Source organism: Virgibacillus salarius, from assembly GCF_039521925.1.
Lineage (GTDB): Bacteria > Bacillota > Bacilli > Bacillales > Amphibacillaceae > Virgibacillus > Virgibacillus salarius.
The window spans coordinates 1-18826 of sequence record NZ_BAAACY010000166.1 but is presented as its reverse complement, the minus strand read 5'-3'; the positions used below and the strand labels follow the sequence as shown (position 1 = coordinate 18826).

The 18826-nt window shown below is 35.6% G+C and carries 21 protein-coding genes and 2 pseudogenes; 15 read left to right on the top strand and 8 right to left on the bottom strand.

Features of this window, described 5'->3' with window-relative positions:
- Window positions 1–116: 116 nt before the first annotated feature.
- Entirely contained in the window at window positions 117–263 is a 147-nt protein-coding gene (locus tag ABDZ84_RS19740) for an FbpB family small basic protein (protein ID WP_080668660.1), read from the bottom strand.
- A gap of 115 nt (window positions 264–378) precedes the next feature.
- On the opposite strand from ABDZ84_RS19740, the gene ABDZ84_RS19735 reads away from it, so the two are divergent.
- Complete coding sequence (locus ABDZ84_RS19735) at window positions 379–1536, top strand: aminotransferase A (RefSeq protein ID WP_026680732.1); 1158 nt, start codon at window positions 379–381, stop codon at window positions 1534–1536.
- A gap of 30 nt (window positions 1537–1566) precedes the next feature.
- On the opposite strand, the gene ABDZ84_RS19730 is transcribed toward ABDZ84_RS19735, so the two are convergent.
- Window positions 1567–1740, bottom strand: a complete 174-nt coding sequence (locus ABDZ84_RS19730) for an aspartyl-phosphate phosphatase Spo0E family protein (RefSeq protein ID WP_080668659.1) — start codon at window positions 1738–1740, stop codon at window positions 1567–1569.
- Window positions 1741–1923: 183 nt separating this feature from the next.
- Here ABDZ84_RS19730 and lepB point away from each other — a divergent pair, with 183 nt between their 5' ends.
- The 4 genes and pseudogenes from lepB to ABDZ84_RS19710 form a co-directional block, all read left to right on the top strand.
- Complete coding sequence (gene lepB, locus ABDZ84_RS19725) at window positions 1924–2448, top strand: signal peptidase I (protein ID WP_026680730.1); 525 nt, start codon at window positions 1924–1926, stop codon at window positions 2446–2448.
- 348 nt (window positions 2449–2796) lie between these two features.
- Window positions 2797–3954 carry a zinc-ribbon domain-containing protein gene (locus ABDZ84_RS19720; protein ID WP_026680729.1) on the top strand — a complete coding sequence of 386 codons (1158 nt, stop codon included), beginning with the start codon at window positions 2797–2799 and terminating at the stop codon, window positions 3952–3954.
- Between the two features lie 34 nt (window positions 3955–3988).
- Window positions 3989–5131 carry a S1C family serine protease gene (locus ABDZ84_RS19715; protein ID WP_026680728.1) on the top strand — a complete coding sequence of 381 codons (1143 nt, stop codon included), beginning with the start codon at window positions 3989–3991 and terminating at the stop codon, window positions 5129–5131.
- A gap of 208 nt (window positions 5132–5339) precedes the next feature.
- Window positions 5340–5423, top strand: a pseudogene (locus ABDZ84_RS19710) (YjcZ family sporulation protein); the annotation flags it as partial.
- 54 nt (window positions 5424–5477) lie between these two features.
- Here the strand turns inward: ABDZ84_RS19710 and ABDZ84_RS19705 are convergent.
- The 5 genes and pseudogenes from ABDZ84_RS19705 to ABDZ84_RS19685 all read right to left on the bottom strand — a co-directional run.
- A pseudogene (locus ABDZ84_RS19705) lies at window positions 5478–6701 on the bottom strand (putative bifunctional diguanylate cyclase/phosphodiesterase); the annotation flags it as partial.
- A gap of 49 nt (window positions 6702–6750) precedes the next feature.
- On the bottom strand, window positions 6751–6897 hold the full coding sequence (locus tag ABDZ84_RS19700) for a hypothetical protein (protein WP_161629268.1): 147 nt from the start codon (window positions 6895–6897) through the stop codon (window positions 6751–6753).
- A 25-nt stretch (window positions 6898–6922) separates the two neighbouring features.
- Window positions 6923–8290 carry a TrkH family potassium uptake protein gene (locus ABDZ84_RS19695; protein ID WP_051388302.1) on the bottom strand — a complete coding sequence of 456 codons (1368 nt, stop codon included), beginning with the start codon at window positions 8288–8290 and terminating at the stop codon, window positions 6923–6925.
- A 165-nt stretch (window positions 8291–8455) separates the two neighbouring features.
- Window positions 8456–8875, bottom strand: a complete 420-nt coding sequence (locus ABDZ84_RS19690; RefSeq protein WP_309299804.1) for a YwpF family protein — start codon at window positions 8873–8875, stop codon at window positions 8456–8458.
- Window positions 8876–9387: 512 nt separating this feature from the next.
- Window positions 9388–10653 carry a molybdopterin molybdotransferase MoeA gene (locus ABDZ84_RS19685; RefSeq protein WP_343782736.1) on the bottom strand — a complete coding sequence of 422 codons (1266 nt, stop codon included), beginning with the start codon at window positions 10651–10653 and terminating at the stop codon, window positions 9388–9390.
- Window positions 10654–11034: 381 nt separating this feature from the next.
- Here ABDZ84_RS19685 and ABDZ84_RS19680 point away from each other — a divergent pair, with 381 nt between their 5' ends.
- Together ABDZ84_RS19680 and nfsA are read left to right on the top strand one after the other, a co-directional pair.
- The gene (locus ABDZ84_RS19680) at window positions 11035–11178 is read left to right on the top strand and encodes a hypothetical protein (RefSeq protein WP_161629267.1); all 144 of its coding nucleotides are present in this window, start codon (window positions 11035–11037) and stop codon (window positions 11176–11178) included.
- Between the two features lie 554 nt (window positions 11179–11732).
- On the top strand, window positions 11733–12482 hold the full coding sequence (nfsA, locus tag ABDZ84_RS19675; RefSeq protein WP_026680723.1) for an oxygen-insensitive NADPH nitroreductase: 750 nt from the start codon (window positions 11733–11735) through the stop codon (window positions 12480–12482).
- A gap of 380 nt (window positions 12483–12862) precedes the next feature.
- On the opposite strand, the gene ABDZ84_RS19670 is transcribed toward nfsA, so the two are convergent.
- Complete coding sequence (locus tag ABDZ84_RS19670) at window positions 12863–13309, bottom strand: hypothetical protein (protein ID WP_026680722.1); 447 nt, start codon at window positions 13307–13309, stop codon at window positions 12863–12865.
- 169 nt (window positions 13310–13478) lie between these two features.
- Here ABDZ84_RS19670 and ABDZ84_RS19665 point away from each other — a divergent pair, with 169 nt between their 5' ends.
- The 8 genes from ABDZ84_RS19665 to ABDZ84_RS19630 all read left to right on the top strand — a co-directional run bounded on the left by ABDZ84_RS19665 (window position 13479) and on the right by ABDZ84_RS19630 (window position 18738).
- Window positions 13479–13685 (top strand): DUF1657 domain-containing protein, encoded by a 207-nt coding sequence (locus ABDZ84_RS19665; protein WP_026680721.1) that lies wholly within the window; start codon window positions 13479–13481, stop codon window positions 13683–13685.
- 73 nt (window positions 13686–13758) lie between these two features.
- Entirely contained in the window at window positions 13759–14232 is a 474-nt protein-coding gene (locus ABDZ84_RS19660) for a hypothetical protein (protein ID WP_205388495.1), read from the top strand.
- 18 nt (window positions 14233–14250) lie between these two features.
- Window positions 14251–14730 carry a stage V sporulation protein AC gene (gene spoVAC, locus ABDZ84_RS19655; RefSeq protein WP_026680720.1) on the top strand — a complete coding sequence of 160 codons (480 nt, stop codon included), beginning with the start codon at window positions 14251–14253 and terminating at the stop codon, window positions 14728–14730.
- Window positions 14730–15746 (top strand): stage V sporulation protein AD, encoded by a 1017-nt coding sequence (gene spoVAD / locus ABDZ84_RS19650; protein WP_121605023.1) that lies wholly within the window; start codon window positions 14730–14732, stop codon window positions 15744–15746. The genes spoVAC and spoVAD overlap by 1 nt, the downstream gene beginning before the upstream one ends.
- Window positions 15743–16093, top strand: coding sequence for a stage V sporulation protein AE (gene spoVAE / locus ABDZ84_RS19645; protein WP_026680718.1), 351 nt, complete (start codon window positions 15743–15745; stop codon window positions 16091–16093). The genes spoVAD and spoVAE overlap by 4 nt, the downstream gene beginning before the upstream one ends.
- An 11-nt stretch (window positions 16094–16104) precedes the next feature.
- A complete protein-coding gene (locus ABDZ84_RS19640; protein WP_026680717.1) occupies window positions 16105–16305 on the top strand; it encodes a DUF1657 domain-containing protein in 201 nt (66 codons plus the stop codon).
- A gap of 27 nt (window positions 16306–16332) precedes the next feature.
- On the top strand, window positions 16333–17190 hold the full coding sequence (locus ABDZ84_RS19635) for a DUF421 domain-containing protein (protein WP_166530398.1): 858 nt from the start codon (window positions 16333–16335) through the stop codon (window positions 17188–17190).
- Window positions 17191–17502: 312 nt separating this feature from the next.
- Window positions 17503–18738, top strand: a complete 1236-nt coding sequence (locus ABDZ84_RS19630; RefSeq protein ID WP_026680715.1) for a dicarboxylate/amino acid:cation symporter — start codon at window positions 17503–17505, stop codon at window positions 18736–18738.
- The last annotated feature ends 88 nt before the right edge of the window (window positions 18739–18826 follow it).

Here is an 18826-nt window from a genome sequence, read left to right as displayed (position 1 = left end):
CCCCCTGAAATTAGATTTTTTACTCTAACTTCAGGGAGTCGGTACCTTATCGTTCGTTTTTAATTATTTCTCTTCATTCTTTTGTCTCAGTCTCTTTTACCTAGACATAATAGAGATCAAGCTTTTTTCCTCTTGTTTTGGACTAATTTCATCTGTTTCATTTCTAATCTAGTTTCTATCTGAGAAATGCTTTTCTTATCGTCTAGTAATTCTTGTTTATTTTGTTTAACTAACTGCTCAAAATTTAACGTTTTTGGTCGCATGTGATACACTCCTTTTATACTGTCAACAAGAGTATACCGTAAATTCTTGTAAACTAGATCACAAATTTTTAAATATTTTTTAACAATTTAATTAATTCACCTTGGAGGTAATTTTATGCAACATCTACTTAATAAAAATGTAAAAGAAATAGAAATATCAGGGATTCGTAAATTTTTTAATATGGTAGCAGATGAAAAAGATATTGTATCGTTAACCATTGGACAACCAGATTTCCATACACCCGATCACGTTAAGGAGGCAGCGGTAAATTCCTTACATAAAAACAAAACAACCTATACACATAATGCAGGTATTATTGAACTTCGTCGAGCCATAGCTGTGTTTAATCAAAAGCAGTACGCGATTAGCTATAATCCTGAAAATGAAGTCATTGTTACAACAGGTGCATCTCAGGCGATTGATATTGCTTTTCGTACCATATTGAATCCAGGAGATGAGGTATTACTCCCTGGACCAATTTACCCTGGATATGAACCGTTAATCCGCTTAGCTGGAGCAAGTCCGGTTTATATGGATACAACTAAAACAGGCTTTAAAGTTACTAAAGATATGCTTGTTAAGCATATAACAAAAAAAACAAAATGTATTGTTTTGCCCTATCCTTCTAATCCAACTGGGGCTTCATTCTCAACAGAAGAATTGCAACAACTTGTCTCCATACTGAAAGATAAAGAACTGTTTGTATTAGCAGACGAAATATATAGTGAATTAGTATATGACAGCCAACATATTTCCATAGCTAGATTTTCCGAGATAAGAGATAAAACCATTGTTATTAATGGGTTATCAAAATCCCACTCCATGACTGGGTTTCGAATTGGTTACGTATTAGCACCCGATTGGATCGCTTCGGAGATGCTAAAGGTTCATCAATATAATGTCTCCTGCGCTTCTTCCATTAGCCAGTATGCTGCATTAGAGGCTTTAACATATGGAATAGACGATTCAAGCGAAATGCGATCTGCTTATCAGCAGCGAAGAGATTATGTACAAGAGAGATTGAACAACATGGGGCTTAGTGTCCAGAGGCCTGAAGGAGCATTTTATTTCTTCCCAAAATTTCCGATAAAAGAAATAAGCTCATTCCAATTAGGATTGGACCTAGTAAGAAAAGGTAAGGTTGCGCTAGTACCAGGTAATAGCTTTTCTAAACTAGGAGAAGGATATATGCGCATTTCCTATGCATATCAATTAAAGACCTTACAAAAAGGACTGGATAGATTGGAGGATTTTATTCAGACGTATTTATAAACCGTTCCTATAATTACATCATTATAATTTCTATTTTTCATGTGCATCAGGGTGTTTCATGCTCTCATAAAGATTTAAGAGCCTATCCAATTCTTGACTAAGCGCAACTGATTCAAGATTGGTAAACCCTTTTTCCAATGCAACCTCCGTCATTTTATTACGCAGAAATTCAATTCTTTTAAGAAGATTGTCTGTTGTACTCATTATGATCGCAGTGATACCTCCTCCTTTTGGTTTATTTTACTGTAGCATAGCATTACAGAATTTGACAAGTTTTTCTTGCTATATAACACAAGCTATTTTATTTGTAGAGATTCTCTTACTCGCTTAGTTTTGTCCACTATGCTACTATAATAAGTGTAATGTTTTCTGGAAAGGATGTCTTCGGTGGCAGAAACAAAAAAGAAAAATGAATGGTTGGAATGGGTTAAGGCAATCATTATTGCAATTTTAATTGCTTTCTTTTTAAGAACGTTTATTTTTGCAACGTCTATTGTTGAAGGTGAAAGCATGGACCCCACTCTCCAAAACGGTGAAAGAGTAATCTTTAATAAAATAATCTATATTCTTGATGAACCAGAACGCGGGGACATTGTTATTATCGAAAGACCATTAAAAAATTATGTGAAACGTATTATTGGACTTCCTGGCGAGACAATTGAAATTAATGGAAGTAACCTTTATATTAATGGTGATAAATACGAACAAAATTTTTTAAATGAAGAAGCACAACGTCAGTCAGGTAATTATGGACCAGTGGAAATACCTGAAGGAAACTATTTTGTTATGGGAGACAATAGAGCAATAAGTAAGGATAGCCGAAATGGCTTGGGATTAATCGAAGAAAATGAAATTATAGGCCGCTCTGAATTTATCATTTTCCCTTTCGATCAATGGTCCTTAACCAGATAAATAATAATATAACGTAGTGTATGGGAAAAGATCAGACGATTCGTCTGATCTTTTTTGAAGTTTCCATTAATTACTTATTTTTCTGCATCAAAGATACAGTAACCAATATTTAACAGAATAATAACAAAACAAATAATACCGAAGACAGCTCCCATATCGATTTCCATATGTACCGCACCTCCTCCAAAAAGCTCCTATGTAACATAACTTAGTTAATCTTATTATTGGAATACTTCCACTTTATCATACCAATTTCTATTACCTAAGAAAAGTCAAAATATGATAAAATAATGCTATTACTAATTAAATGAAAACAGAAGCTGTTTCATATAAAAGCAGGTGATTTAAATGCTCCATTGTCCGTACTGTGGTACATCAATTAAAGAAGATGAGAGCTATTGTATTAAATGTGGCAAGAAACTACCAGAAGATAGGTTTAACCGGGTGAAAAAGAAAGTAGGCAAGCAATTTTGGAAGCTACCAGCGATTGTCACAGGCTGTGTATTGCTTTCTATCGTCTTACTCTATGTTACGTTAGAAATTCGAACTGCTAAAGCAAAGGACTTATACAATAAGGGTGAAGAGAAGGTTCTAAATGCGGAATATCAAGAAGCTAAAGAGCTCTTTCAGAAAGCGATTGACTATAAGCATAATTTTAATCAAGCACAGCATTCACTTGAATTTATGGATCATGCGTTATCCATAAGAGCTTCATTAGAAGAGTCAACGCAGTTTCTTAAAGAAAAAAAATATCAGGCAGCGCTCGATCTTATCAATAATACAGAAAACACGCTAAAAGACTTTGATGGGCCTGCGATAAACCAATTAATTGACGAGATTGCAGCTAATCGAAATGCTGTTAAATTAAAGCAAGTAACAGAATCTTTAAAAAAGGAACCGAATATTGATCAATTAAAAATATTACTTTGGGACGCTGCTTCTATCGACACTGAGGAAGCTGAACCAATTACAAAAGATATTAGAGACCAAATAATTAATTATACGTACACAAGGGCCAATGAGCAATTAAATAAAAAACAATTTAATGATGCGAAATTAATTGTTGAGGATGGCTTAAAATATGCTCCTAAGTCAGAGAAATTAACAAGTTTACAGACAACGATTGATAAGGAGCAGGTGAGTTTTGAAACGGCCCAGCAAAAAAGAATCGAACAAGCTATGACCTCTGCTACGAAAGAACAGCAAGTAAATGAAAATGATGCGGTTGAATTAGTATCCATAAAAACCACTAGTGATGATCAAGGTAATCTTGTAGTTAAAGGGAAGGTTAAGAGTGTGGCAACAATCCCTGTTAATTCCATCATGGTTAAGTATAGACTTCAAACTAAGGATGGGCATGAGTTATTAACAAATGGCGTTTACGTATATCCTGATGAATTATATCCAGATGAGTCCGGAAACTTTGAATTCACTCATTTTGATATCGACTATAAAGCCAAAGATGTAGAAACGGATGTTGAGAAAATAACTTGGTATACCGATTAATTAAGAGGCTCATTCAAGCGAGGTGAACAATGCAGTGCCGAAACTAAAGTATTCGACATATCTTCTATCAGGTCTTGTACTTATTATTGGTATCATAGCTATGATATTTATTTACCAAAAATGGCAAAGCGAAGATATGTCGATTAGTAATCCTGTCATAAATAAAGTAACTACAAGTAATCAAGATTTAGATTTAAAATCAATCATTCATGAAGCTGAAAAAAATGTAATTCAGATTGAGGGACAAAATGAAGATAGTACCATTACAGGCTCAGGATTCGTATATAATAAAAGTGGGGACATTATTACCAACGCCCATGTAATTAAAGATGCTGATGTAATCTATGTTCGTACTGCCAATGCGCAAATTTATCCAGCTGCGGTTGTTGGGATTGGTGAAGATACAGATATTGCTGTCATTCGTGTTCCACAGCTTGCAGGTCAATATATGGAAGTCGAAAAAGAATCGCCTTCTGAAATAGGTGATGAAGTTATTGCATTAGGTAGTCCACACGGTTTTCAAAATACTGTTACATTAGGTATTATTTCTGGAAAAGAACGTAATTTTACGGTGGATGGATTTAATTATAATAATGTATATCAAATATCTGCTCAAATTACAGATGGGAATAGTGGCGGTCCATTAATTGACAGAAAAACAGGTCATGTTGTTGGGATTAATTCAGTTGGAACTAAAGACGGCACGATAGGATTTAGTATCCCAATCACTGAAGTAATTGATGAAATGGACCAATGGTCACACGAAGCTCAAACGGATAAACTGGATTTTGCAAGCACATCAGATATTATTAGTTCTAAAGACCCCGATCAGATTCAAGAGGATGCAGAGTATTTAGTTAATTATTTCCTTGAGAGTATTGAAATTAGAGATTACGTTAATGCTTACGCACTATTAAGTAGTGAGATGCAATCTAAGTCCTCCTACGCGCAATTTCGAGAGGGTTATATTGATTTTATAAACGTGAAATTTTCAGAATTAAAAAGCACTATAGCAGACAATAATCAAGTTCAAATTGAAGCTTCCGTCACCATTGAAAAAAGATCTAAAGAGGAAGAAAAAGCTAGCAAAACATCTTATGCCTATACGTTTACTACAAAATATGAAAATGATCAAATTAAAATTACTAGTATTACAGCAACAGAAACAAAGGAATAAAGTTAAACTTCAATCAGCGGGAGTTTTGTTTATCCCCCAGAGGGCTTACTGCCAGTTATATTGGGGATAGATCGGACTTATTACTATTAGAAATCCGTTATAACTAGGTAAAAGTCCAAACCATTTTCTCCGCGATCGCATATAGTGTAACTGTAAGATCGGAGGTGAAATAATGGGTTACGGATATGGCGGAGGCTGCGGCTATCCTAGTGGAGGATATGGTAGCAACTTTGCATTAATCGTAGTGCTTTTTATTCTATTGATTATCGTAGGTGCTGCATTTTATTGCTAAACCAAAACAACAGCTTGTGCCATCTTTCTTCTCTTGGCGCAAGCTGTTGTTCTTTTAATTATCGTTAAGAAGCATTTCTTTTAATTGATAGGCAGGTACTGGCCTGCTAAAAAAATACCCCTGCATTTCATCACACTTCTCTTGTTGAAGAAAGGTAAACTGTTCTTTCGTTTCAACACCTTCAGCAATAACTTTCATATTTAAAGAATGCGATAGTTGAATAATTGATTTCACAATCAGTCGATTCTCATCTTGTTTATTCATAAACATTTTATCAATCTTTAATTTAGTTATTGGAAATAAGCTTAAAGATTTTAATGAGGAATAACCTGTCCCAAAATCATCAATAGCAACTAAAATCCCCTCTGATCTAAGTTCTTGCAAAATATCCAATATCGATTGTTCATTTTTCATTGCCATGGATTCCGTTATTTCTAATTCTAGATATTTTGCATCTAAGTTTGTCTCATTTAGGATTTTTTTGATTTTTCCCACAAACCCTTTTTGGTGAAGTTGCACGGCAGATAGATTCACACTTACAACAATAGGTGTAAGTCCTTCATCCTGCCATTTTTTGTTTTGCCTACATGCTTCATGGAGAACCCACTCACCTATATCTATAATGATGCCCGTTTTTTCTGCAATCGAAATAAAATCACGTGGGGATATATAACCTTTTTCAGGGTGTCGCCATCGCAGTAATGCTTCCACTCCGATAATTCGTGAAGATGTAAAATCGACTTGCGGTTGATAATACAACTCAAATTGGCCGCCAATTATCGCTTTTCTCAGTTGATTTTCCATAGTAAGAAGTGACTTGAACTTTTCAGAGATAGAGGTTTCAAATAATTTATAGCAATTACGATATGTATCTTTTATTGAAAGCAATGCGGAGTTAGCGTGTTTAATTAAGTCATCAGCAGTAAGCCCATTTTGAGGGAAAAGACTAATGCCGATGCTTATTGAAGTATAGATTTCACAATCATTTATTTTTACTGGGTCTTGAAAGCAATGGATTAATCGTTCTGCAAATTTATTAATGGATGCCTTCGTATCTATTCCATATTGTAAAACGAGAAACATATCGCCACTTAGGCGAGCTATAAATGTGTTTGCTTCAATAAACCCCTTTAATCTTTCTCCACTTGCTTTAATTAATTTATCACCTACAGAATAACCCAGTGTATCATTAAGCTCTTTAATGTAGTCCAAATCAAAGGAGTAGATTGCCAAAACTTCGTTTCGGCTGGTAGCTCGCTCAATTGCTTCATTCAGTACTTTTGAAAATAATGTCTATTAGGTAAGTCCGTTAGCTCATCATAAAATGCTAAATATCCGATTCTATTTTAAGTAACGTATAAGCAGCGTCATTTCCGGCTAAGATTATTCCACTCTTGTTCGTAATTAGGATAGCTTCTTGTAAATTAACTAAAATACGATGAGGGATTGGCAAAAAACGCTTCTGCTTAGACATATATCATTCTCTCCCAACTGACAACTTATCCAATAATTAATTTTTCTTTCGGGTAATGATAATTACCACTGTTTTTATTATTTTTAAACATAAATAAAAATGTAATGATACCTACTCTGCCGATAAACATTAAAATCATTAGAACAACCTTACTAAATGAAGTTAATTCACTTGTAATACCTAGTGAAAGACCTACTGTACCAAAAGCAGATGTTGCTTCAAACATAATTTGTGTTATTGAAAATGGTTCAGCAATTGAAATAACCAGTACAGATGTAAATACTAAAATTAGTGCCATTAAAGTTACGGTAACAGCTTTTAGTAAATCTTCATCATACACTTCTCTGTTAAATAGACGAATACTCTTCCCGCCTCTAGCGTATGTAATGATAAAAATTACAACTAAAATAAATGTAGTTGTACGTATGCCTCCTCCAGCACTGCTTGGTGAGGCACCAATAAACATTAATAAAGACATAAATAAATGGTTCTGCTCCGTAAGTTGGCTGACATCCATTGTTGCTAGTCCACCACTTCTTGTCGTTACTGACTGAAAAAGCGAATAAAAGAATGCTTCATGCCATGATTTATCGACGAAAAAATTAGTAATATCCAATAGATACATGAAAAAAGCACCAATAATAATAAGGATAAGAAATGTGGTGGTAGTAACTTTTGTAAATAAGCTAAAACGAATATGTTTTCGTATATCTGGCTTAGCAAATATGTATTCTTTTACCTCGATTAATACAGGAAAACCAATCGCCCCAAAAATAATTAATAGCATATTAATAAATTGTACAAAATAATCGTCTTTAAATGGAATTAGTGACGAACCCGTTATATCAAATCCACCATTTGATACGGCGCTTATCGTACCAAAGAACCCATGAAGATACGCTTCTTTAGCTGTATCAAAATATTGTAAAAAATACGTTCCTAATACAATAAATCCAATAAATTCAATCGTTAACAGTACATAAACAATTTGCTTAATCAAACGAACCATTCCTTCAAATGTCGTTTGATTTTGGTCTGTCATAATTAATCGACGTTCTTTCAAACCAATTTTTTTTCCTAGTAAAAGCCAAATGAATGTCCCAATCGCCATAACTCCTACAGCACCTAGCTGTAGAATTGCTGCGAGTAAAATAATTCCCGTAGTGCTTAACGTATCTGCAACTGTAATGGAACTCAAACCAGTGACACTAAGTGCACTGACGGCTGTAAATAGAATATCAATAAACGGAATATCTACTCCATCTTTATAAACGATTGGTAAGGACATAATGACCGTTGATAGTAACACGGCAAAAAAATAAAATAATAATAAGATTTGAACTGGTGACAGCCTATTTGCCCAGCGAATCGCTGTCGTCTTTTGGTATTGCATATGTAATTACTCCTTGTTTGCTCTGGTGTTTACATCCATATGTACTAAAAATCCTATTCATATTATAGCAGGCGCTGTAGATAAATGCGCCTATTTCATTCAAAAAAGTTCGCGACCCGAATTTTCGCAAATTTTAAAACTTCACCAATGCTTGATTAACTTTTATCACGTAATTTCTTTAAATTTCTTTAATAGTTCTTTACCTTGATATCCTTCTTCAATTAACGTAGTTAGCATTGATTCAATATTTGCCTTTCTTCTATCTACAATATTACCTAAAAATAACACATTCATGTTTGAGCCGATCTCATTCATACCTATGATAGAAGTGATAAATGTCGCTGTATCATTACTTTCTTTTGTAATTTTAACCTGAATTAATATCTCATCTTTATTTTTACTTAATTGTTCAAAATATGGCATGTATGAGCTTTCAACGTAAGCCTCTACTGTCCATTGGTTTTTATCATCTTCCCGATTAATAATTAAACCATCTATCAATGGAATCCGATGTGGAATGATTTCTCCATCCTTTTCTTCCATCACATTTAATAATTTTAGTTTAAAAGTTTTCAACGATACCACTCCTCGTATAGTATATTAAGGAATTAATTTTCAGCCTATCCATTCTGATTCATTTAAATAATATACAAGCTGTTGCAACTCGTTTGTGGAATTTTTCATAAATGCGTTTATTTCATTGCATCAGATCTCAATCACTTGGACGTTCCGTGATGTTCCTAGATAATGTTCTAGGATCATTTGAGACAATTCTTTTCACTCCACCGGGCATAACCGAAATTGTAAAACTGTTTCCCGAGTGCTCGCAATAATATTGTCAGCCAAATTACGCAGGAAAAACAGCGGTTCCCCACCGTAATTCGTGCAAATCGCTCTACTATCAATCAATACAAATTCATCAAATGATAATAATTCAGTCGTTGATAGAAATTTTTAGTTTTCACCAAAAATTCCTTTTGGTATACAATATGTGCAGCGTAAATTGCATTGATCCGTTACTGAAATCCTTACATCTTTAAGTGGTCTTCCAAATCGATCCTCCATAATTAATCACGACATTGCCTCCCCCCTTTATATTAACGAAAATTCGCTTGACCCTCCATGTCTTCCAATAATAGAACTTCTAGTTCATCGCCTTTTTCGTATTTTTCTTTTCCGCCCGGTATTTCTATCAGACATGTAGTATACGCTAGTGAAGATACCACATTTGAATGATCTATCCCAGCAAGTTGTACATATAGTTCTCTACCCTGATAGCTTAGTTGTCCTCTCACATATCGAGTATATGGATTCATTTTTGGAAAATCATCATCTAGTTTTGCTTTGACACGTTTCATACAAACATTTTTTTGATGCATTATCCCTCTAATCATTGGTCGCACAAATAATTCAAAACCTACGTAACATGCAGATGGATTACCAGATAGTCCAAATAAAAGTTTCTTTCCCCTCACCGCTACCGTTGTTACACTTCCTGGCCTCATCGCTACTTTATTAAATAAGGTAGTTGCACCTAGCATGTTATAAAGCTCTGGCATAAGATCAAAATCACCAACGGATACACCACCTGTCGTGATTAAAATGTCTACTTCTTGAAGTACACGCTTGATTCGCGAATAACTGGAAGTAACATCATCATCAAGCTTTCCATAATAGCTAGGATCTCCCCCAGCTCGTTTGATTTGTGATAATATCATATATGCATTCGAATTATATATTTTTCCACTTTCCAGGTCTTCATCTGGCTCAAGAAGTTCCGTCCCTGTCGCAATAACACCAATAAGTGGTTTTTTTATCACTTCCACTTGATGATACCCAAACGTTGCCAATAAAGCTTTTATACCTGGATTGATGATTGCTCCTCGATCTACTAGCAAAGTTCCTTTAGCTAATTCAGAGCCTTCTTTAATAATATTTTGATTTTCTTCCATTTTTTTGGCTAATTCCATATAATGAATACCGTCTTTTTGATAGGTGTAGCAATCTTCAAGCATAACAACACAATTAGCTCCCTGCGGGATTTTTGCACCAGTCATAATCCTTGTTGCCTGTCCTTCACCTAATTCATTTCTGGGTAATTGTCCAGCTCCAATATAGTCGATAACTTCAAAAACAACCGGATCTTCATCTGTAGAATATTTCGTATCCTCTGCTCTAATAGCAAAACCGTCATAAGGAGATTTATGAAAGAAGGGTATATTATGTGTTGCAATAAATGGTGCTGCAAGCCGACGAAGGTCACAATTTTCAAGTGAGACAAGTTCCGTCTCAGCTTCCCATTTATGTCTCATTACTTTGTTAATTGCTTCATCCACCATAATAGGATTTCTAGGCTTCACCATACATTTCTCCCCTTATCCCTTTATATAAAGCTAGTGTACCAAAAATAGTAATTTTTTGATATAGCCTACGATCTGTGAAGCACGCACAATTCCAAAACAATATATCCAGCATGTAAAGCAAAGAAATAAAAATCGTCTTGATTGAACTTATATATACTTTTTGATTGTTTACCCCACATATAACTGGCAGTAAGATCCCCATTTCAAGAAACAAAGTGAAACCAATTTGGGGAAGTGTGGATCGACTGCCAGTAAATGTCCGATTGGTTCAAGGGCCTTTAGCTCATACCCTTGTGGTACTAACAATCTGAGGTGAACCCCCCCCCGGATTGAAGTTTCACTTTATTGTATAATGGTAAAAAACAGGTGAGGTGTGTTCTTATGAAGAAGGGTATATTGTTCCTATTAATGCTTTTACTTACCTCATGTAGCGATGACAAACCTGTTATTGAAAGAGCAGATGCTGGAATAAACCAAGAAAATAACGGAGCCGCATTCTTGGAAGAAATAGTAATAAAGATGTAGAAGAATTTATAGAGCTTTACTTAAAGAATGAGAAAATAACCATTAATCTTCAATTGGTCCCGATATTAAGATCATATTTACATACATCTAGCGACCCAAAATCAGCTATGGAGAAAATGGATTCCGCTCACTGATTTAGCAAAACCAATCTACCTGCTCGAATTTTCTTGTACCAACGATTTGTGCTCTTATTTAATTTTTAATCCAGCTATGAACCATAAAGCATACCTTATATCCGATTTAGCAAAGGCTGTGACTATTCATTCACAGACCTGTTTGTATTTCAACGGGATACACCTCCTCTTCCAGTATCAAATATCGTAGTTATTGACGTTGAAAGCTGGGAAATAGTATCATTAGCAAATACTAGTGGTGAAGATATTCTTCCTTTTATATGACCATTAAAAAATGCTAAATGAGAAGATAATCAAACCTTATCTGTTTTAAAACCTGATTTTCAAGAACCAGAGCTAATAAAACAAACTACCTTAGATGATCTATCAATGAGTACCATCACTTTAGAAATTAATTCACAGTAATAAAGGAGAATGATAATGACAATATCAGCAATCGACACAATCATGAGTCATCGGTCTATTCGTAAGTTTAAAAACCAAAAACTTTCAGAAGAACAAATTCAAACAATTGTGACAGCCGCACAGCAAGCATCCACCTCTAGTCATGTTATGGCTTATACGATAATTGGCATCACTGATGAAAGCATAAAAGAACAACTAGCAGAAATCTCTGGACAACCCTACGTAAAAGATAATGGACACCTATTTGTCTTTTGTGGTGATCTACATCGCGTGGAGCAAATTGGTAGCAATGAAGAAAGGCTGGCTATGCAGAAAAGCTTGGAAAGCTCTGAACAATTTATTGTCATGACAATTGATGCAGCGCTTGCTGCACAAAATGCGGCAATTACTGCCGAAGGCCTGGGCTTAGGAATCTGCTTTCTTGGAAGCTTACGCAATGACGTTCAAAAAGTAAACGATTTATTGAGGCTACCTCCAAGAGTAATACCATTGTTCGGATTAGCCGTTGGATATCCAGACCAAGAGCCTGAATTAAAGCCAAGATTACCATACGAAGCCGTTTACCATCATAATACTTACTTACAGATAGAAAAACAGCTTCCTTTTATTCAACAGTTCGATCAAGAGCTTCACGATTATTATCAGATACGGACGCAGAATAAGCGCAAAGATACATGGACAGAACAAATGGTGAGAAAATTTTCAAACCCGATTCGAATGGATGTTGCTCCATTCTTGAAAATGAAAAATGTAAACAAACAATGAGCTTCATTTATCCCGCATATAACTAGCAGCAGGTCCCTAAAGTGAAACCCAATATGATAAGTGAGGGATCGACTGCCAGTACATGTCCGATTGGTTCCTATCAGTGGAGGGAACAAGCTCCACTGATTGTAGTTTCACTTTATGTATATAACTAGGGTGTGGAACGAAACTAAAATAGTTCGAATAAATATTAATATGAAGCGCAGTCAAAAATACGTAGATTTTTAAAGAAGAGCGCTTTTTCTGCGATGTATCGCTGTCGAAGTCTTCCTTATCCCACGGGGAAAGGCGCCAACTGTAGGTGAGCCCCAGGAAGGTTGTATACTGATGGAGCAATGATAGAACCTATTTAAGTAAATAAAATTATTTTGTTCCAGTCTCTAGTTAAAATGAAGTTCTTCAACATGATCAATCACTTTCCACTCTCCATTGACTTTAAAACGTGCTTCAAAATATATATTTGTCATTTTTTCACTTCTTGGTATCGGAAATATATCTGGATCTTGAGGTATGTATACATTTCCGCTTTTAAGCGTTCTATTTACAGGACTACCAGTAAAATCATGATTTTTATGATCCATAGATACAGATATTAAGGGGGACTGATGATGTACAACTACCTCCTCATTTCCAATATACTGTAATGATCGAAAAACTTCTATTCCTTCTTGTGTGTTTTCAATTCGTATATGTAAAATAAAATCATCCATCTCTTTACTCACTGTTATATCCTCCACTAATTTTGCATTTGCATTCCTAAAGTCGCTATAAATAAGTAAGAGTAAAAAAATACCAATCATCAATAAAATAACAATGATTTTCTTCACATGAAATCCTCCCACAAAACCTCTTACATATAAGACGATTTACCCCTTAATAATGTTTCAATTTTTAATAATTTTTCATAACTGGTTATAATAGGAAAAATATCCATCGTATATTTACCTCTAGAAATCCTCATTCTAACTAATGATGATATCACAAAGGAGGATCTGTATGACTGTATCAAGCCAAGTTAAACAAACCATAGCAGGTCTTAAAAGTGCCCAAGCCAGTTTTGAACAATTTGCACTACAAACTGAAAACAAGCAAGCAAAACAGCTATATGAAAATGCTGCACAACAAACAATGGCTATCTTACAAAGTGTAGAGCCTAGAGTGAAGCAAATAGAACAGGAAGAGCCTCAATATAAAGGGTTTTAAGAAGAAATTAACTATTTCGAGGCTGGAATTACCAGCCTCCCTTTTTAGCTCGATAAATGAAATGGGTGATTAAATGCAATGGAGATGGGCTAGAAATTTAATGATAAGTTTCTTACTAATTACATTAATTGGTTGTGGTAATGACTCTGCTTTAGAGCCACCGACCAATCAACCGAATGGAGACATAGATTTAACAAAAATATCGACAAATTCATCTGTAAGTCAACATCATGCAAACAGAGCGAAAGAAATACTTAGTCACTACCAGGAAATAACTACAGTAAAGGCAGTTAATACAGATAAACATATGCTAATTGCGATAGAAATACAGCATGGTAAACGATTTCAACTGGGAAAGATAAGAGAACAACTAACCAAACAGATGAAAAAGGAATTTAAAGACTTAAAAGTCGAGCTTTCGACAGATAAGAAAATTGTTATGGAATTAGAAATATTAGAGAAATCTATTCAATCCAAATCCTATAGTAAGAAAAAGCTGGAAAAGAAATTGAAAAAGCTTATTGAATTCTCCAAAGAGCAGACATGAGGAAATGAGGGATAATGAATGGCAGATAAAACGAAAAAAAATACACCGCCTGATGCTCAGGAATATCAAGCTTTCCAACAAGAGAGGGAAGTGAAAAGACCCATATTAAAAAATTGTGTAAAAGCCTTTTTAGTAGGTGGAATCATTTGCTTTATAGGTCAAATCATTTCCACTTTTTATATCTATTACTTTCATTTCACGGAACAAACTGCAGGAAATCCCACTGTAGCAACTCTGATCTTTATTACGATGTTGTTTACTGGATTTGGATTTTATGATCGAATTGGTCAATTTGCTGGGGCTGGTTCTGCCGTACCCGTTACAGGGTTTGGTAACGCTGTTATTTCAGCAGCAATTGAGCACCGAACTGAAGGATTTATCCTAGGAGTAGGTACGAACATGCTGAAATTAGCTGGACCGGTTATTGTCTATGGTGTCTTTTCTGCATTTGTAATTGCCCTCATCAAAACCATTCTCATTCAGTGGGGTGGATTATAATGCTGACTGGACACCAAACATGGGTGTTTGCTAATACTCCTGTCATTATTGCTACTGGAACGGTCGGCGGACCGTTCGAAGCAAATGGTAATATAGCGAATGACTTTGATTTACTACATGAAGATATGTGGCTAAAGCAAGATTCCTTTGAGAAAGCACAACAAGCATTAATGGAAGAAGCTTGTCAAATGGCTATCAAAAAGAGCAAAATCGAAAAAGAACAAGTTGAATTTTTTATTAGTGGTGATTTGATAAACCAAATTACACCTAGTAGCTTTGCTGCAAAAACGATCGGCATTCCTTACTTGGGAATTTTTAACGCCTGTGCTACCTCTATGGAGAGCCTTGCATTATCAGCTATGATCATAAATGCCAAAGGAGCAAACTATATCTTAAGCGGAACTTCAAGTCATAATGCAGCTGCAGAAAAACAATACCGATACCCTACCGAATATGGAGGACAAAAACCGCCAACTGCTCAATGGACAGTTACAGGAGCGGGATGTGCATTACTCGCGCAACATGGTCAAGGTCCAGTTGTTACTTCCGCAACTATAGGAAAAATTGTTGATATGGAAATGACAGACCCGTTTAATATGGGTGGAGCCATGGCACCAGCAGCAGTAAATACAATTGAAACACATCTTAAAGAACGGAACATCGACCCCTCCTACTATGATTATATTATTACTGGTGACTTAGGACATATCGGTAGAGAAGTCTCCTTGGACTTATTGCAGAAAAGAGGCGTAACCATCCATGAAGACCAATATGTTGACTGTGGATTAACCATTTATCGGGAAGGTCAACCCGTTCTAGCTGGAGCTAGTGGCCCTGCTTGCTCAGCCATTGTAACGTATGGTCATTTTCTTAATTTAATGAAGAAGGGTGAAATTAAACGCATATTAGTTGTAGCAACTGGTGCGCTTCATTCACCACTAAGTATCCAACAAAATGATCCAATACCTTGTATTGCGCATGCAGTATCAATAGAAGCAGGAAGTGATGTTTCATGATCTTTTTTTGGGCATTTGTAATCGGAGGTCTAATTTGTGTAGTTGGTCAACTCTTACTCGATGTTCTAAAACTAAATCCAGGGCAAACATTGACTATATTGGTTGTATCCGGGGCAATTTTAGACGGTTTTGGACTCTATGAACCATTAATCGACTTTGCTGGTGCAGGGGCTACTGTACCAATTACAAGCTTTGGGAATTCACTGGTACATGGAGCAATGGCAGAAGCAGAAATCCACGGTCTAGTTGGAGTTGTAACTGGGATGTTTGAAGTAACAAGCGCTGGTATTTCAGCTGCAATTATTTTTGGTGTTATCGGTGCCATAATTTTCAAACCAAAAGGTTAGGAGGGTATTGAATGACAGTAGGTTCTCAGGTGAAAGGCTGTTTTTCTTCTATAAAAAGTATAGAGGCTACATTGCATCTATTATCAGAAAAAACAACGGAACAAGAGGCACAGCAAAGATACCTTCAAGTAGAGCAGTTAATAACTGAAATAAAAAGAGATTTGCAACAGCACGTTATTCAACTTACGAAAGAAGAGCCACAATACAAGTAATCTGTAATAAGAAAGGATAGATAACCGATGCCAGAATGGGTTATTGTGATCATACGGTCATTTTCTCTACTGATCATTTTGTTTTTTATGACGAAATGGCTTGGGAAGAAACAAATCTCACAATTAAATGTGTTTGAATATATTTCCGGTATCGTACTTGGAGGAATAGTTGCCATCCACACGATTGATCCAAACGCAAACTTAATTTATGCTATACTGTCCATGTTTATTTGGTTTATCGTACCATTAACTGTAGAGTATATTTCTTTAAAAAGTAAACGATTTCGGAACTTCACAGAGGGAAGCAGCACTGTTTTGATTCAGGATGGAAAAATTATGGAAGATAATCTTAAAAAGGAAGGATATTCGACAGATGATCTTTTAGAGAAATTAAGGGATAATAATGTTTTTCTTGCATCTGATGTTGAATTTGCTGTACTTGAACCGTCCGGTTCTTTAAGTGTTCTTCCTAAAAAAGAAAACCAACCTCTAACAGCAAAAGATTTAGGATTAAAGCTGGCGCCTGAAAAAGAACCTCAAACGGTTATTATGGATGGTGAAATGTTGTTAGAACCTCTTGCCAACTTATCCTTAAGTGTCAACTGGTTGGAGACTGAACTTGATAAACAAAATGTTAGTATAGAAAATGTATTTCTGGCGCAAGCGGATAATGACGGACAGCTATACCTTGATTTATATGACGATTTGCTTGCTGTGACGGAGCCGTCAGAAAAACCTTTACTTATGGCAACCATGAAAAAATGTCAAGCTGACCTCGAGCTTTTTGCATTAGCAACTGAGAATCAACATGCGAAACAACTTTACGAAAAAAACAGCAAAAAACTTCAGCAAGCTATCGATTTACTTAATCCATATCTCATCTAATTATACACCCCCTTTACGTACTTATGTGTAAGGCGGGGTGTATCTTTATTGTCCAGCCACCGATTTCCTTTTGTTGCGGTTGCTTTTCGTGTAAAATAAAAAGTGAAACTTCAATCCGTGGGGTTTTTCTTTATCCCACACTGATAGTTAGTACCACAAGGGTATGACCTAAAGGCCTTTGAACTAATCGGACATTTACTGGCAGTCGACGATCCCTCACTTATCATATTGGGTTTCACTTTAGGGACCTACTGCCAGTTATACACGGGATAAAGTAGTTATCTTTATTATATACGAAAGGGACTGAGTAACATGAGGAACAAATTGAAGGCCTATCGTTTTCCCATTATTTTACTATCATCGATCATTATAGGTTCTATTATTGGTCTTGCATTTGGTAAAGAGGCAACGGTAATTAAACCATTGGGTGACTTATTCATTAATTTATTATTTATGATTGTTGTTCCACTCGTTTTCTTTACCATATCATCTGCGATTGCCAGCATGGATAGTATGAAACGGCTCGGGAAAATCATGGGTTCTATGCTTACAATATTTATTGTTACTGGTATCATCGCATCAATATTTATGCTTACAGCCTCAGTAATTTTCCAGCCTGGTTCAGGTGTTGATATTCCACTTATGGAGCCAGATAATGTAGAAGAAATGAGTTTTTCTGAACAGATCGTCAATACATTTACCGTACCTGATTTTGTAGATTTATTTTCTCGTGAAAACATGCTTGCACTCATTATATTTTCTGTTTTAATCGGCGTAGCAACCGGTATTACAGGAGAAAAAGGTCGCCCATTCTCGAAATTCTTAACAAGTGGCTCTGAAGTATTTATGAAAATTATACAATTAGTCATGTATTATGCTCCTATTGGTTTAGGCGCTTATTTCGCTGCTTTAGTTGGTGAATTTGGAGCAGACCTGATTGGTGACTATGCAAAAGCTGTCATTATATATTATCCGGTTTCCTTCCTTTATTTTGTAATTGGCTTTACACTATACGCCTTTATAGCTGGTGGCAAAAAAGGAACCGTTCGATTTTGGAAGAACATTTTATCCCCTGCAGCTACCTCTTTAGGTACTGGTAGTAGTATTGCATCGCTTCCTGTGAATTTACAGGCAGCTAAACGAATTGGCGTACCAAAAGATATTAGGGAGACTATACTTCCCCTAGGAGCAACTATACATATGGATGGTTCATGCCTTTCTGCGATGTTAAAAATTTCCTTTGTCTTTGGTGTTTTTAATAAGGACTTTACAGGTATAGATACATTCTTAACAGCAATCGGTATCTGTTTGTTATCAGGAATTGTTATGAGTGGTATTCCTGGTGGTGGTTTTATGGGTGAGATGATGATTATTACCTTATACGGACTACCTATGGAGGCTTTACCAATTATATCGGCCATCGGTGTCGTTGTCGATCCACCAGCCACAATGGTTAATGTTACAGGTGACACAGTTTCAAGTATGCTTGTTACAAGACAATTAGAAGGAAAAGATTGGATGGAAAAAGCAAAAGCATCAACTGCTTAATAAGAAAAACGGAGCAATATTCGCTCAGTCCTTATCACTACATGCTCAGATTTACGCTTCCTCTAGTAGCTATTATGGAATAATAGCT

Excerpts from the sequence above, each read along its gene's own strand:
- ABDZ84_RS19740 (WP_080668660.1), bottom strand. The coding sequence starts at position 263 with ATGCGACCAAAAACGTTAAATTTTGAGCAGTTAGTTAAACAAAATAAA.
- ABDZ84_RS19735 (WP_026680732.1), top strand. The coding sequence starts at position 379 with ATGCAACATCTACTTAATAAAAATGTAAAAGAAATAGAAATATCAGGG.
- ABDZ84_RS19730 (WP_080668659.1), bottom strand. The coding sequence starts at position 1,740 with ATGAGTACAACAGACAATCTTCTTAAAAGAATTGAATTTCTGCGTAAT.
- ABDZ84_RS19720 (WP_026680729.1), top strand. The coding sequence starts at position 2,797 with ATGCTCCATTGTCCGTACTGTGGTACATCAATTAAAGAAGATGAGAGC.
- ABDZ84_RS19700 (WP_161629268.1), bottom strand. The coding sequence starts at position 6,897 with ATGTCTAAGCAGAAGCGTTTTTTGCCAATCCCTCATCGTATTTTAGTT.
- ABDZ84_RS19695 (WP_051388302.1), bottom strand. The coding sequence starts at position 8,290 with ATGCAATACCAAAAGACGACAGCGATTCGCTGGGCAAATAGGCTGTCA.
- ABDZ84_RS19685 (WP_343782736.1), bottom strand. The coding sequence starts at position 10,653 with ATGGTGAAGCCTAGAAATCCTATTATGGTGGATGAAGCAATTAACAAA.
- ABDZ84_RS19680 (WP_161629267.1), top strand. The coding sequence starts at position 11,035 with ATGAAGAAGGGTATATTGTTCCTATTAATGCTTTTACTTACCTCATGT.
- nfsA (WP_026680723.1), top strand. The coding sequence starts at position 11,733 with ATGACAATATCAGCAATCGACACAATCATGAGTCATCGGTCTATTCGT.
- ABDZ84_RS19665 (WP_026680721.1), top strand. The coding sequence starts at position 13,479 with ATGACTGTATCAAGCCAAGTTAAACAAACCATAGCAGGTCTTAAAAGT.
- ABDZ84_RS19660 (WP_205388495.1), top strand. The coding sequence starts at position 13,759 with ATGCAATGGAGATGGGCTAGAAATTTAATGATAAGTTTCTTACTAATT.
- spoVAC (WP_026680720.1), top strand. The coding sequence starts at position 14,251 with ATGGCAGATAAAACGAAAAAAAATACACCGCCTGATGCTCAGGAATAT.
- spoVAD (WP_121605023.1), top strand. The coding sequence starts at position 14,730 with ATGCTGACTGGACACCAAACATGGGTGTTTGCTAATACTCCTGTCATT.
- spoVAE (WP_026680718.1), top strand. The coding sequence starts at position 15,743 with ATGATCTTTTTTTGGGCATTTGTAATCGGAGGTCTAATTTGTGTAGTT.
- ABDZ84_RS19640 (WP_026680717.1), top strand. The coding sequence starts at position 16,105 with ATGACAGTAGGTTCTCAGGTGAAAGGCTGTTTTTCTTCTATAAAAAGT.
- ABDZ84_RS19635 (WP_166530398.1), top strand. The coding sequence starts at position 16,333 with ATGCCAGAATGGGTTATTGTGATCATACGGTCATTTTCTCTACTGATC.
- ABDZ84_RS19630 (WP_026680715.1), top strand. The coding sequence starts at position 17,503 with ATGAGGAACAAATTGAAGGCCTATCGTTTTCCCATTATTTTACTATCA.